Origin of the sequence: Marinobacterium maritimum (assembly GCF_039523155.1) — a bacterium.
GTDB classification, from domain to species: Bacteria; Pseudomonadota; Gammaproteobacteria; order Pseudomonadales; family Balneatricaceae; genus Marinobacterium; species Marinobacterium maritimum.
Window position 1 is genome coordinate 1 of record NZ_BAAAET010000001.1, and the last position, 12,117, is coordinate 12,117.

The following is a 12,117-nucleotide window of genomic DNA, read 5'->3' on the forward strand; positions in this document are numbered from 1 at the left end:
GCTCTGTCGCTGGCCTGGGTGCCGGTGCCGGCAACACGCCGCTGGAAGTGTTCTGCGCCGTGCTGGACCGTATGGGTGTCGAGACCGGCATCGACCTGTACAAGATCATGGATGTGGCCGAAGACCGCGTCTTCCCGATCATGGATCAGCCTATCCGCGTTGACCGCGATGCGCTGACTCTGGGTTACGCCGGTGTTTACTCTTCCTTCCTGCTGTTTGCCCAGCGCGCGGAGAAGAAGTACGGCATTCAGGCCCGTGACATTCTGGTCGAACTGGGCCGCCGCGGTACCGTCGGCGGTCAGGAAGACATGATTGAAGACCTGGCACTGACCATGGCGAAAGAGAAGGGGCTGATCTGATGAACCATGTCGTAACCGTTGATCCGGTCGGCAAGGCGTTCGAAACCGACGCGGCTGACAGCATTCTGGATGCCGGCTTGAAGGCGGGTGTCGTCCTTAAGCACGGTTGTCGTGATGGCCAGTGTGGCGATTGCCGTACCGAGCTGAAATCCGGTGAGGTGGAATACCCGGAAGGCCTGGAGTTGAGTGAGTCCGACCGTGCCGGTGCTACCGTGCTGACCTGTCAGGCACGTGCCAAGAGCGACGTTGTACTGCATTCGCCGGAAGTGACCAGCTTTGAGGGCGTAACGGTACAGAAGGTGGCAGCGCGCGTGATGGGCAAGGAGCAGCTGGCTGAGGATGTGGTCAAGCTGACCTGCAAGCTGGCGCCGGGCACGGTATTCAATTACGTGCCGGGCCAGTATGTCGATCTGACCATCAAGAATGTGGTGACCCGCAGTTATTCCATGGCGACGGCAGAAGCCGTGGATGGATGCATTGAGCTGCATATCCGCCTGGTGCCGGGCGGACAGGCGACGCCGATGATCTTCGATGAAGTCCAGCTGAAAAACGTGGTTGCGATCGAGGGGCCGTTTGGTACCTTCTATCTGCGTGACAGTGAGGCGCCTGCGCTCTTCCTCGCCAGTGGTACCGGCTTCGCGCCGATCAAGGCGTTGATGGAGCAGCTGATCGCCGGTGGCAATGGCCGCAAGGTTCACCTGTACTGGGGTGGTCGCGCTGCGCAGGATCTTTACATGGATGAACTCTGCCGTCAGTGGCAGAGCGATCTGGGCTGGTTTGAATACACACCTGTACTTTCTGATGAGCTTTCAGGCTGGGCCGGACGCACGGGCTTTGTTCATGCGGCGGTCATGGAGGACTACGCTGACCTGTCCGGGCATCAGGTCTATGCCTGTGGCGCACCTATCGTCATCGATTCGGCCCGTCGTGACTTTACCGCCGAATGTGGTCTTGATGAAGGCAACTTCTTCGCAGATGCCTTTGTCTGATTGATCTTTCTGACCGGGGCAGCTCAGGCGGCCCCGGTGTTTCATTCTTTTAGACAGCTTCCCAAAAAGCCTACCGACTTAAGTTCTAGCAAGGGGCTGTTGCAAAGTTGAATTTGTATGTTGAAAATACAGTACTGTACTGTATGTTAAAAAGATAATAACAACCGGAGCCATAGCCATGTCGATGAAGACTAGCAAAGCGTTCAAAGCCGGACTCGTTCTGACCGGTGCCCTCGTCACTTCTACCGCCACTTGGGCTGCTGATGTAACCCTCAGGTACAACCAGTGGTTCCCCTCTCAGCACTGGTCGCAAAAAGATGGCCTGTACCAATATTTCGACGAAATCGAAAAAGTGACCGAAGGTCGCGTCAAGGTGATGCCTTCAGCCAAACCGCTGGCTCCGCCCACACGCAACTATCAGGCGGTGGTGAATGGCATTGCCGATATTGCCTGGGGGCCGCATGGTTATGCGCCGGGTGCCTTCCCGCTGACGGAGATGGTGGAACTGCCGTTTACCAATGAGAACGCCGGTGTCAGCTCGGCTGCCTACTGGCGTCTGTTTGAGAAATACTTCAAGCCGGCAGGCATGCATGATGATGTCGTGACCCTGGCGGTCCATGTGACATCCGGTGGCAACATCCACATGAAAGAGGATGCCATCGCCAAGCCGGACGATTTCAGCGGCAAGAAAATCCGCGTCCAGACCAGTGTCGTGGGGGAGGCCCTGAAGACGCTGGGGGCGGTGCCCATTGCCGGTTCATTGTCCGAGCTGCGTGAGTTTCTGTCGCGCGGCATCATCGATGGTACGACGCTGTCCGATGAGCTGCTGACCGGTTTCAAGGTGGACAACTACGTCGAAAAGATCACTCAGATCCCCGGCGGCATCTTTACCAACAGCACCTTCGTCATCATGAACAAGGCCAAGTGGAACCAGATCAGCGAGGCTGACCGTGAGGCGATCATGGCGATCTCGGGTGAAAAGCTGGCGGTGCGCATGGGCAGCCTCTGGCATGACAATGATGTGCAGGCGCGAGAGCAGCTGAAGGCCCGTCTTGGCGATGACTACATGCTGGCGGACGATCAGTTGAATCAGGCCATCGACCTGGCTTTCGAGCCTGTTCGCGTGGCCTGGCTGGCGAAAGCCGGAGAAGAGGGCGTAGATGGTCAGGAAGCGATCGATTTCTACCGTCAAGAGATTGCAAAAATCTCTCAATAAAAGGCCAGGTGTCATATCTCAAAGCGAGATATGACACCTTCCCACCGAGGTTGTTATGCGGATTTCATTGCTTAACTTGATGGAATATCTGTGCGCCAAAATTTCGATTCTGGCGCTGATCGTCATGTCCGGCATTACATTCATGGATGTGTTTGGACGGGTTGTTTTCAACCATCCCATCGGCTTTTCCTATGAGGTTGTGGGTATTTGTCTGGGGGTCTGCTTTTACTCCGGGCTTTATCACGTCCATAAAAAGCGCAAGCATGTCCGGATTGATTTGTTGGAAAAACTGTTCAGGGGCAAGGCCGGAGAGGTCATTGCCTGGTTTGGGTATTTAGTCGAACTCGTGTTTTTCTCCACACTTGTTTATATGGTCTACAAGCAGATGGAAGAGTCCAGGCAGTTTGGTGATATTTTCATGTTCCTGGGGCTTGATAAGTGGCTGGTCATTGCCGCTATGGCTGTATTTGCAATTATTGCGCTGGTGAGCCTTGTTGTGGCCTATCCGGACAGAGAAAACGGAGAGGCTTGAGGACGACCTATGGAAATGCTGATTGCTTTTACAGTACTGCTGGTATTGCTCTTTCTGCGGGTGCCTATCGCCATCGCCACTGGTCTGGTGGGTATCCTGGGACTGTCACACTACCAGGGCTGGAGTGCAGCGCTGAGCCAGTTGGGCATGATTGCTACGGAAACCGTGCTGTCTTATGAGTTTGCCGTCATTCCGCTGTTCATCCTGATGGGCAACATCATCAGCCGCTCAGGGCTGGCGGAGGAGTTGTATAACGCGACGCATGCGTTGGTCGGGCACCACAAGGGCGGGCTGGCCATTACCACGATTGGTGCTTCAGGGGGCTTCAGCACCTTCTGCGGTTCCAGTTTTGCCACGGCGGCTACGATGACACGTATCGCCTACCCCTCGATGAAAAAGTTCGGCTACAGTGATGGCCTGGCAACGGGTTCCATTGCCGCTGGCGGTACTCTGGGTATTCTGATCCCCCCCTCCATTGCGCTGGTGTTCTACGGCATCATCACGGAAACGGATATCGGCAAGCTGTTTGTGGCCGGGGTCATACCGGGCATCATCGGTGTGCTGTTCTACATTGCAGCAGTGCTGTTCACCGTGCATGTGCTCAAGGACAAGTGTACTGACAGTGACGAGGCCAGTCTCAAGGACAAGCTGCTGGCGATTCGTCAGTTGTGGGCCTTTTCGCTGTTGATCTTTATTGTGCTCGGCGGCATTTACTTCGGCTTTTTCTCGCCGACTGAAGCGGCAGGTGTTGGCTCTGTTGGTGCCATCTTGATCACGCTGATTCGCGGCAAGCTGTGCATGCAGAAAATGCAGGATGCACTGGAAGACTCGGCGGCGACAACGGTTTCGCTGGTGGCGATCCTGATCGGCTCACTGATCTTTGCCAACCTGGTCAACGTATCCAACCTGCCGTTCACCATTGTGGAGTGGATCGAAGGTCTCAATCTGGGACTGATCGGCGTGCTGATGGTGATCATCCTGATCTACTTTGTACTGGGCGCCGTGCTGGAATCGATCTCCATGCTTCTGCTCACGGTGCCGGTGTTTTATCCGGTGGTGCAGGGTATGGGGATGGATCTGATCTGGTTCGGTATTATCGTGGTGATCGCAACCGAGATCAGTCTGATTACCCCCCCTGTCGGGCTTAATGTCTTTGTCTTGAAATCAGTGGTACCCGATGTCGACCTTAAGGTGATCTTCAAAGGGGTATTTCCTTTCCTGGTCGCGGATATCTTCCGCCTGATGCTGATTATTGCTTTCCCTGCGTTGTCCCTGGTTCTCGTCGACATGATGTAATCAGGGCTTTGAACCGCGGCTACCGTCCTGTGCCTGGATGGTAGCCGTTTTTTTATGCCTGGCCCCGGAATTTGCACTCGGACAGCGGGCAGTTGTCAGCCAGAAAGCTGGCGATACGCTCGGAGCGTTCCCGGCGGGTGTCTTCAGACGCATCAGGGTCTACCAGAGACGAAGCGATGAGGAAGGAGTAGACCAGGTGGGCCAGGTCACTGGCCTGCTGGGAGGGGTGCCCCATATCCTTGAACAGGTCTTCGATGAAGCTGATACGATAGCTGTCGACTTCGTCCACGGTGGCACGGGCAATCTCATCACGTCGAGCCCAGGCGCGCAGTGAAATCTCGATCGAGGCCGCCTTGTGGGCCTTGTCGCCCTTAAGCGGCAGGGACATCAGTTCGAACAGCTGCTCCCTGCTGTCGGATGAACGCTGCTTGAGGCTTTCGATAACCGCTTCGGTGGCCTTGAGGCGCCAGCTGTCCAGAATTGCCTGCAGCAGGTCTTTACGGCTGTCGAAATGATAATAGAAACTGCCACGGGTGATTTTCAGCTTCTTGGCCAGGTTATCAACGCGGACCATATCAATGCCACTGGTGGCCAGAACTTGAGTGGCCGCATTTATCCAGTCGGCACGTGACAGGCGTTTGGTAGCCATAATTGGTAGTGTCACTCCATCTATAAGTCGGTGCGTCCCAGTATACCGCGAAATATTATTCAAGGTGACCGGGATACAGCGAATTTATGGCTGCATTATCAGGATGCATTGTTGTTTTCTGCTATAGCTCAAGACACGATCTTACCTGTTGTTGTTTCAATTAGTTGAGGCAGGTTTGCTGATGGTGATCAAGTTGCTGCTTAAGGCATACATTAATGTTTGTTTTATGGTTGTGCGCGATCCAGTCTAGAATTCATACGGCAGATGTTGACTCGGCAATTGTGCTGACGGTGCCGGGTTCGTATAGAGAGGTATGAAAGTGATGCGGTCACTGGAGCTGAAATTGCCGCCACCGCTAGTGGCGGTGGTCGTGGCACTGCTGATATACGCCGGTGACTGGCTTTCACCGGATAGTCTCAGAGTCCGTCTGGAACCGCTCTGGGCTCTGCTGCCCCTGGGGCTGTCATTGCTGTTGGCACTGATGGCAGTAGGGCACTTCTTCAAGGCGGGCACCACGGTACACCCTCACTGTCCGGAAAAAAGCAGTTGCCTGGTTGTACATGGCATTTATCGCTACAGCCGCAACCCCATGTATCTGTCACTGCTTCTGATTCTGGTGGCATGGTCGCTCCATCTGGGCTGGCTGCTGGCGCCCCTGGGCTGGGTACTTTTCGTGCTGTGGATCACCCGTTTCCAGATCCGCCCCGAGGAGCGGATGCTGGAGCGGCTGTTCGGTGAGGAGTATCGAGCCTACTGTCGTCAGGTCAGGCGGTGGCTTTAGCCTTGTTGCTGTCCCTGTCGGTATGCCCGCAGCCGGTCTGATTACCCAGACTTTCCCAGGCTTCATACTGGCTGAGGAACACCTGTCCGCTCAGGTCCTCGAGGAAATGGGTTCGCTTGAGGCGGTCCATGACCGGGCCTTTGACCTCGGACAGATGGAAGGTAACGCCACTGTCCTTGAGACGGTGATTGATCGCTTCCAGGCTCTCCAGTGCCGAGGCGTCGATCAGATTGACGGCCGGGCACATCAGCACCAGGTGTTTTACGTCCGGTTTCCGTGCCACCAGATCATAGATCCGGTCTTCCAGATAGCGGGCGTTGGCGAAGTAGAGGCTTTCGTCTACGCGCAGGGTCAGAATCTGGTTGCAGGTTTCAACTTCGAAGCGGTCTACATTACGGAAATGCTCGGTACCGGGTACACGCCCTACCACAGCACTGTGTGGTTTGCTGGTGCGGTACAGGTAGAGCAGGATCGACAGGCCGACGCCGGCAATAATGCCCAGCTCCACGCCTTCCACCAGGGTCAGCAGGATGGTGGCCAGCATGGCGGCAAAGTCACTGCGCGAATAGTCCCAGGTTCGCTTCAGGGCGCCCAGATCCACCAGTGACAGTACGGCCACGATGATGGTGGCCGCCAGCGTCGCCTTGGGCAGGAAGAAAATCAGCGGCGTCAGCAGCAGGGTCGCAATGGCGATACCCACGGCGGTAAAGGCACCTGCCGCCGGGGTTTCGGCGCCGGCGTCAAAGTTGACCACCGAGCGGGAAAAGCCGCCGGTGACCGGGAAGCCTCCTGATACCGCCGAGGCGATGTTGGAACTGCCCAAGCCGATCAGTTCCTGGTCCGGTGAGATCCGCTGACGGCGCTTGGCTGCCAGCGTTTGGGCCACGGAGACGGACTCGACGAAACCGATGATGCTGATCAGCAGGGCAGAGACCAGCAGTTGCTGCCAGAGGTCGGCATCAAAGCTGGGCAGTTGCAGCCCGGGCAGGCCGCTGGGAACCTCGCCCACCACCTTGACGCCACTGCCCTGCAGATCCATGCCCCAGGTCGCCAGCGTGGTGGCCGCCACCGCCAGAACCGGCCCGGCCTTGGCGACGATGTCGGCCAGGCGAGCCTGCATGCCCAGCTTGATAAGCAGCGGTTTAAGCTGCTTGCGCACCCAGAACAGGAAGGCGGTGGCGCTGACGCCGATGACCAGCGTCGGCAGGTTGAGCTGATCCAGGTGCCCGCCAATGGACATCAGGATTTCGAGCAGGTTATGGCCGCTGGCATCGACACCGAGGATGTGCTTGAGCTGGCTGGCCGCGATGATGATCCCGGAGGCGGTAATGAAGCCCGAAATCACCGGGTGGCTAAGGAAGTTGGCCAGAATGCCGAGGCGCAGCAGGCCCATCAGAATCAGGATGACCCCGGACAGGAACGCGAGCGCGACGGCAGCGGCCAGATACTCCGCCGTGCCCTGCAGTGCCAGGTTGCCCACGGCGGCGGCGGTCATCAACGAAACCACCGCGACGGGCCCCACCGCGAGGGTGCGGCTGGTGCCGAAAATGGCATAAGCCACCAGTGGCAGGATACTGGCATAGAGGCCGACCTCCGCCGGCAGGCCGGCCAGCAGGGCGTAGGCCAGCGATTGCGGGATCAGCATGATGGTGACGATCATGGCTGCAACCAGGTCGCTGGTCAGGGTGCTGCGGTTATAGACCTTCAGCCACTGCAGTATCGGAAGGTAGCGTTCTAACATCGATTCGCATCCTGTTCGGGGGTGTTGCAAGGGTTATTTCTTGTCGGCAAAGTCACAGGCGGCCGAGGCTTCGTGTTCGGCCGGGCGGTGACGCAGGATCTCCGGTTCGGCCAGCCACTCCTTGCCTTTGAGCATGGCGTTCCAGTAGATCCAGGGCAGCATTTTCTCTTTCAGCAGCCAGGAGAAACGGCTCGGGCGGGTGCCCTCGACCAGCCAGTTCGGGAAGCTGGGCAGCAGCTTGCCGCCATAGCCGAATTCAGCCAGTACGATCTTGCCGCGCTCGACGGTCAGCGGGCAGGAACCGTAGCCATCGTAAATGGCACGGGGGGGCTTGCCGTCCAGAGCCATGAGTACATTCTCGGCGACTACCGGAGCCTGCTTGCGTACGGCGGCTGCCGTCTTGGCATTGGGCGTGTTGCCGGCGTCGCCCAGTCCGAAAATGTCACCGTAGCGACTGTGCTGCAGCGTTTCCGGGTTCAGTTCGACCCAGCCGGCGTCGTCAGCCAGCGGGCTGCTGCTGATGAATCTGGGAGCGCGCTGGGGCGGGCAAACATGCAGCATGTCGAAGGACTTTTCGACCTCTTCCACCTCGCCGTCGGCTCGGGTCACCTTGAAGCGCGCCAGACGCTTATCGCCATCCACCGCGATCAGCGTGTGCTGGAAGGCGAGGTTGATGCCGTAACGCTCCACATACTCCATCAGTGCCGGTACATAGTCGGCGACACCGAACAGGGCGGCACCGGCGGTACAGAATTCGATGTCGAGGTCCTTGATCACGCCGCTGCGCAGCCATTGGTCGCAGGCCAGGTACATCGCCTTCTGCGGTGCCCCGGCGCACTTGATCGGCATCGGCGGCTGGGTGAACAGTGCCTTGCCCTTGCGCGTACTCTGTACCAGTTCCCAGGTGTAGGGCGCGAGATCAAAGCGGTAGTTGGAGGTGACGCCATTGCGGCCCAGGGTCTCGCGCAGACCGGGAATGGCGTCCCAGTCGAGTGTCAGGCCAGGGGCCACGATCAGGATGCGGTAACCCAGATGTTCACCATCTTCCAGTACCACCTGTTGTTGCTCCGGCAGGAAGGATGAGGCCGCGGCCTGGTACCACTTGACCTGTTTCGGCATCACTTCTGACATCGGGCGGACGGTCTGTTTGCGTTCGAATACCCCTCCACCGACTAACGTCCAGCCCGGCTGGTAGTAGTGTTCCTGGCGTGGTTCAATGATGGCAATATCCAGGTCCGGACGGCGCTTAAGCAGACTGCCGGTGACGGCCTGGCCGGCGGCACCGCCGCCGATGATCAGCACATCGTGGCGTTTGGCCGCCACCCGGGCGCCTTTTTCCGCCGGTTGAGTGTTGGCAGCCAGTTGCTCGATTCGCTCGCGCTGGGCGCTGAGGTCGTAGCCGGCGGCCGCCGTGGTTTTCAGGATCGCATCCACGTCCAGACGCGGTGCTTCAGACAGGGCCCAGAGGGTGCTGCAACGGGTGCCAGTGCGGCAGAACGCCAGTACAGGCCCCTTGAGCTGGTTCATCAGTTCGGTAAATCGGGCGACGTCAGCGTCGGTGATCTGACCCGAAACGACCGGCTGGTAGTGCCAGTCCAGACCATGTCGCTTGGCCGCTTCACGGATCTCCTCCATGCCGGGCTGGTCCTGGCTTTCCTTGTCGGGGCGGTTGCAGATGATGGCCTTGAACCCTCTGGAGGCGGCAACGCCCACATCGGCGGCGGTAATCTGCGGACTGACACTGAGAAATGGCGTTAACTGATGAATTTCCATTCTGGCGGCTCCTGTATTGTTATTGTATATCCGGCTTGGGTCAGAACAGGTTGATCGGCACTTTCAGGTAAACCTGGCCGTTATCCTCTGCCTCAGGCATATGGCCGGCACGCATGTTGATCTGCACTGACGGCAGGATCAGGCGTGGCATGTCGAGGGTGGCATCACGCTCGGTGCGCATGTTGACGAAGTCTTCCTCGCTGATGCCGGTCTTGACGTGGATGTTGTGTTCACGCTCTTCGGCGACGGTGGTTTCGTAGGCGTATTCCTCACGGCCAGGCGCCTTGTAGTCGTGGCACATGAACAGGCGGGTTTCATCCGGCAGGGTGAACACCTTCTGGATCGAGCTGAACAGGGTGCGCGCATCGCCACCGGGGAAGTCACAGCGTGCGGTGCCGTAATCCGGCATGAACAGGGTGTCGCCGACAAAGGCAGCATCACCGAAAACGTACGTCATGCAGGCGGGGGTGTGGCCCGGGGTATGCATCGCCTTGCCTTCCAGATTGCCGATGCGGATGCCGTCGCCGTCGTTGAACAGGGCGTCGAACTGGCTGCCGTCACGGGCGAACTCGGAGCCGGCATTGAACGCCTTGCCGAACGTTTCCTGGACCGTGGTGATATGAGCGCCGATGCCGGTTTTGGCGCCGGTTTTGTCCTGCAACCAGGGCGCGGCAGACAGGTGATCGGCATGGACGTGAGTTTCGAGAATCCAGTCCACGGTCAGGTTCTGCTCGGTGATGAAGCTGAGGATCGCTTCCGCCGAGTCAGTGGCGGTCTTGCCGGCGGCATAGTTGAAGTCGAGCACCGAGTCGATGATGGCGCAGTGGTTTGATTCAGGGTCCTGAATGACATAACTGTAGGTAAAGGTCGGCTCGTCGAAGAAAGCGGTAACAATCGGTTGCATGATGCCTCCAGGGTTAAATTGCTTTTTATTATATGCTTATAACTTATTCATCAATACTAATGTGTATTTGGCTGTCTGCCAAATAGGGAAAGGTTATAAACGGCAAGGTTTTCATGTTTTTGTCAGAGGATGCCGGCCTGTTGCATCTCTTCGATGACAATCCGGTGAACCTGCTGCACGGCCCTGTCAGTATGGCTGTTCGGTTTGCTCAGTGATGACAGGGGGTCACGACTGTAGGCCAGGTAGGGGTACCAGGCGGTGTTAAGGCCGTGATTGAGAAAGCGCAGACCGGCGGAATCCTCCTCTTCCATAATCAGCAGAGGTTCGGGTACATAGCCCCAGCCCAGTCCATCCTTGATCGCATCACGGATCAGCTCGAAGCTGCTCAGCGCCAGGGTTTCGGTGCCCAGGTTGGCCAGCCAGAAACGTTCCTGCTGGTCACTGTCCAGGTAGGTGACCTGGGTCGAGCCGGACAGGTCGGTGTTGTTCAGGTGGGTCAGCCGGGCCAGGCGGTGGTGCTCGGCCGCCATCATCTGCATGCGGATCCGGGTGATGATCTGCTGGTAGAGGCTGTCGCCCGCATAGTCGGGGTTGAAGGCCATGGCATAGGCCAGGTCCAGTTGCCCCTGGCGTACCAGTTCCGGCAACTCGTCCGCACCGGCGAAGCGCATGCTCAGGCGGATGCCGGGCAGGGAGGTGCGGATCCGGGTTATCACCCGGCGCCAGAAGGATTCGCTCATCACATCATCACGGCCGATGTTCAGTTCGCAGAGTTCCTCTCCGGGAGGCAGGGCGCAGCGATACAGAATCTTCTCCTGCAATGTCAGCAGACGTTGGCAGTCATCCAGAATCAGCTCGCCGACCGGAGACAGGGCCAGGCTGTTTCCCCGACGCACGAACAGTTGGGTATCCAGTTCATCTTCCAGTGCGCTGATCGCCATGCTGAGCGTGCTGCGGTTGCGACCCAGTTCAGCGGCGGCAGCGGCGATGGAGCCTTGCTCGGCGACGGTTACGAAATAGAGCAGGTGTTCAGTGCGCATGGTGATATCGGCCTATTAGGAGTTCAGCGTCATTATAGTTGACGCTGAGCGATTAGGGTTTGTCATCTACCGCCGATAAAGTAGGCATATCATGGGCAGGGTGCCGGGATTCGGCACAGGTTGAGGCATATATGCATTGGATATTTTTGATTCTGGCGGTTGTGGGGGAAGTCCTGGGCACTACCCTGATGAAATTGATCGTGGAAGAAGGCTATCTGCTGTACGGCACTTTGGTGGCGGTAGCGATGGTGGGGTTGTCCTACCTGTTTTTGAGTCGTGCGACTCTGCGCATTCCGATTACCTTGGCAAACGCCTTCTGGGAAGGCATGGGAATGGTACTCATTGCTCTGATGTCCCTGTTGTGGCTGGGAGAGCAGATCACTGGGTATCAGGCCGCAGGTCTGGTGCTGGCGCTGGTGGGTGTGGCGCTGACCAACTATGGCCACCATTATCAGCAGACCCAAGAGGAGCCGGCGCGCAAGGAGGCCGTATGAATGTCGCTCTGGTCTATCTTCTGGGATCGGTGGTACTGGATGTTCTGGCCAATCTGGCGCTGGAACACTCGGACGGCTTTCGTCGCCGTGTTTGGGGCGCCCTGGCCGTTGTAGCGATCATGGTCGCTTTCGCGCTGCTGGCGCTGGCGGTGCAGACGATGGATCTGTTCATCGCCTATGCGATCTGGGGTGTGTTGTCGATTACCGGCACGGCGCTGGCGACCTGGATGGTATTCGGCCAGCGCCTGAACTGGATCAGCTGGCTGGGTATCAGCCTGCTGATTCTGGCGATCCTGCTGATGCGGCTGGGCGGTTGAGTTCGGCCTTTGTCTATAGCGCCCCT

At 57.9% G+C, this 12,117-nt stretch carries 12 protein-coding genes and 1 pseudogene; 8 read left to right on the forward strand and 5 right to left on the reverse strand.

Annotated features, from left to right (window positions below):
* The 5 genes and pseudogenes from ABD013_RS00005 to ABD013_RS00025 all read left to right on the forward strand — a co-directional run.
* Positions 1 to 359: pseudogene (locus tag ABD013_RS00005) on the forward strand (4-hydroxy-2-oxovalerate aldolase); the annotation flags it as partial.
* Positions 359 to 1,348, forward strand: coding sequence for an FAD-binding oxidoreductase (locus tag ABD013_RS00010; protein WP_343800348.1), 990 nt, complete (start codon positions 359 to 361; stop codon positions 1,346 to 1,348). The pseudogene ABD013_RS00005 and the gene ABD013_RS00010, both read left to right, overlap by 1 nt.
* A gap of 178 nt (positions 1,349 to 1,526) precedes the next feature.
* A complete protein-coding gene (locus ABD013_RS00015) occupies positions 1,527 to 2,564 on the forward strand; it encodes a TRAP transporter substrate-binding protein (protein WP_343800351.1) in 1,038 nt (345 codons plus the stop codon).
* Between the two features lie 55 nt (positions 2,565 to 2,619).
* Positions 2,620 to 3,096 (forward strand): TRAP transporter small permease, encoded by a 477-nt coding sequence (locus tag ABD013_RS00020; protein ID WP_343800354.1) that lies wholly within the window; start codon positions 2,620 to 2,622, stop codon positions 3,094 to 3,096.
* Positions 3,097 to 3,105: 9 nt separating this feature from the next.
* On the forward strand, positions 3,106 to 4,392 hold the full coding sequence (locus ABD013_RS00025; protein WP_343800357.1) for a TRAP transporter large permease: 1,287 nt from the start codon (positions 3,106 to 3,108) through the stop codon (positions 4,390 to 4,392).
* A 52-nt stretch (positions 4,393 to 4,444) separates the two neighbouring features.
* Here ABD013_RS00025 and ABD013_RS00030 read toward each other — a convergent pair whose 3' ends face one another.
* The gene (locus ABD013_RS00030; protein WP_343800360.1) at positions 4,445 to 5,041 is read right to left on the reverse strand and encodes a TetR/AcrR family transcriptional regulator; all 597 of its coding nucleotides are present in this window, start codon (positions 5,039 to 5,041) and stop codon (positions 4,445 to 4,447) included.
* 313 nt (positions 5,042 to 5,354) lie between these two features.
* On the opposite strand from ABD013_RS00030, the gene ABD013_RS00035 reads away from it, so the two are divergent.
* Positions 5,355 to 5,822 carry a methyltransferase family protein gene (locus tag ABD013_RS00035; protein WP_343800363.1) on the forward strand — a complete coding sequence of 156 codons (468 nt, stop codon included), beginning with the start codon at positions 5,355 to 5,357 and terminating at the stop codon, positions 5,820 to 5,822.
* Here ABD013_RS00035 and ABD013_RS00040 read toward each other — a convergent pair.
* The 4 genes from ABD013_RS00040 to ABD013_RS00055 form a co-directional block, all read right to left on the reverse strand.
* Positions 5,806 to 7,563, reverse strand: a complete 1,758-nt coding sequence (locus ABD013_RS00040; RefSeq protein WP_343800366.1) for a SulP family inorganic anion transporter — start codon at positions 7,561 to 7,563, stop codon at positions 5,806 to 5,808. The genes ABD013_RS00035 and ABD013_RS00040 overlap by 17 nt on opposite strands.
* Before the next feature lie 33 nt (positions 7,564 to 7,596).
* Complete coding sequence (locus ABD013_RS00045) at positions 7,597 to 9,336, reverse strand: bifunctional protein tyrosine phosphatase family protein/NAD(P)/FAD-dependent oxidoreductase (RefSeq protein ID WP_343800369.1); 1,740 nt, start codon at positions 9,334 to 9,336, stop codon at positions 7,597 to 7,599.
* Between the two features lie 40 nt (positions 9,337 to 9,376).
* Positions 9,377 to 10,243: an MBL fold metallo-hydrolase gene (locus ABD013_RS00050; protein WP_343803925.1), complete on the reverse strand. Its 867-nt coding sequence runs from the start codon at positions 10,241 to 10,243 to the stop codon at positions 9,377 to 9,379.
* Positions 10,244 to 10,362: 119 nt separating this feature from the next.
* Complete coding sequence (locus tag ABD013_RS00055) at positions 10,363 to 11,280, reverse strand: LysR family transcriptional regulator (RefSeq protein WP_343800372.1); 918 nt, start codon at positions 11,278 to 11,280, stop codon at positions 10,363 to 10,365.
* Between the two features lie 131 nt (positions 11,281 to 11,411).
* On the opposite strand from ABD013_RS00055, the gene ABD013_RS00060 reads away from it, so the two are divergent.
* Positions 11,412 to 11,774 (forward strand): DMT family transporter, encoded by a 363-nt coding sequence (locus ABD013_RS00060; protein WP_343800375.1) that lies wholly within the window; start codon positions 11,412 to 11,414, stop codon positions 11,772 to 11,774.
* A complete protein-coding gene (locus ABD013_RS00065; protein WP_343800378.1) occupies positions 11,771 to 12,091 on the forward strand; it encodes an SMR family transporter in 321 nt (106 codons plus the stop codon). Before ABD013_RS00060 ends, ABD013_RS00065 begins: the two co-directional genes overlap by 4 nt.
* Positions 12,092 to 12,117: the final 26 nt, after the last annotated feature.

Coding starts and splice junctions, on each gene's coding strand:
- ABD013_RS00010 (WP_343800348.1), top strand. CDS start 359: ATGAACCATGTCGTAACCGTTGATCCGGTCGGCAAGGCGTTCGAAACC.
- ABD013_RS00015 (WP_343800351.1), top strand. CDS start 1,527: ATGTCGATGAAGACTAGCAAAGCGTTCAAAGCCGGACTCGTTCTGACC.
- ABD013_RS00020 (WP_343800354.1), top strand. CDS start 2,620: ATGCGGATTTCATTGCTTAACTTGATGGAATATCTGTGCGCCAAAATT.
- ABD013_RS00025 (WP_343800357.1), top strand. CDS start 3,106: ATGGAAATGCTGATTGCTTTTACAGTACTGCTGGTATTGCTCTTTCTG.
- ABD013_RS00030 (WP_343800360.1), bottom strand. CDS start 5,041: ATGGCTACCAAACGCCTGTCACGTGCCGACTGGATAAATGCGGCCACT.
- ABD013_RS00035 (WP_343800363.1), top strand. CDS start 5,355: ATGAAAGTGATGCGGTCACTGGAGCTGAAATTGCCGCCACCGCTAGTG.
- ABD013_RS00040 (WP_343800366.1), bottom strand. CDS start 7,563: ATGTTAGAACGCTACCTTCCGATACTGCAGTGGCTGAAGGTCTATAAC.
- ABD013_RS00045 (WP_343800369.1), bottom strand. CDS start 9,336: ATGGAAATTCATCAGTTAACGCCATTTCTCAGTGTCAGTCCGCAGATT.
- ABD013_RS00055 (WP_343800372.1), bottom strand. CDS start 11,280: ATGCGCACTGAACACCTGCTCTATTTCGTAACCGTCGCCGAGCAAGGC.
- ABD013_RS00060 (WP_343800375.1), top strand. CDS start 11,412: ATGCATTGGATATTTTTGATTCTGGCGGTTGTGGGGGAAGTCCTGGGC.
- ABD013_RS00065 (WP_343800378.1), top strand. CDS start 11,771: ATGAATGTCGCTCTGGTCTATCTTCTGGGATCGGTGGTACTGGATGTT.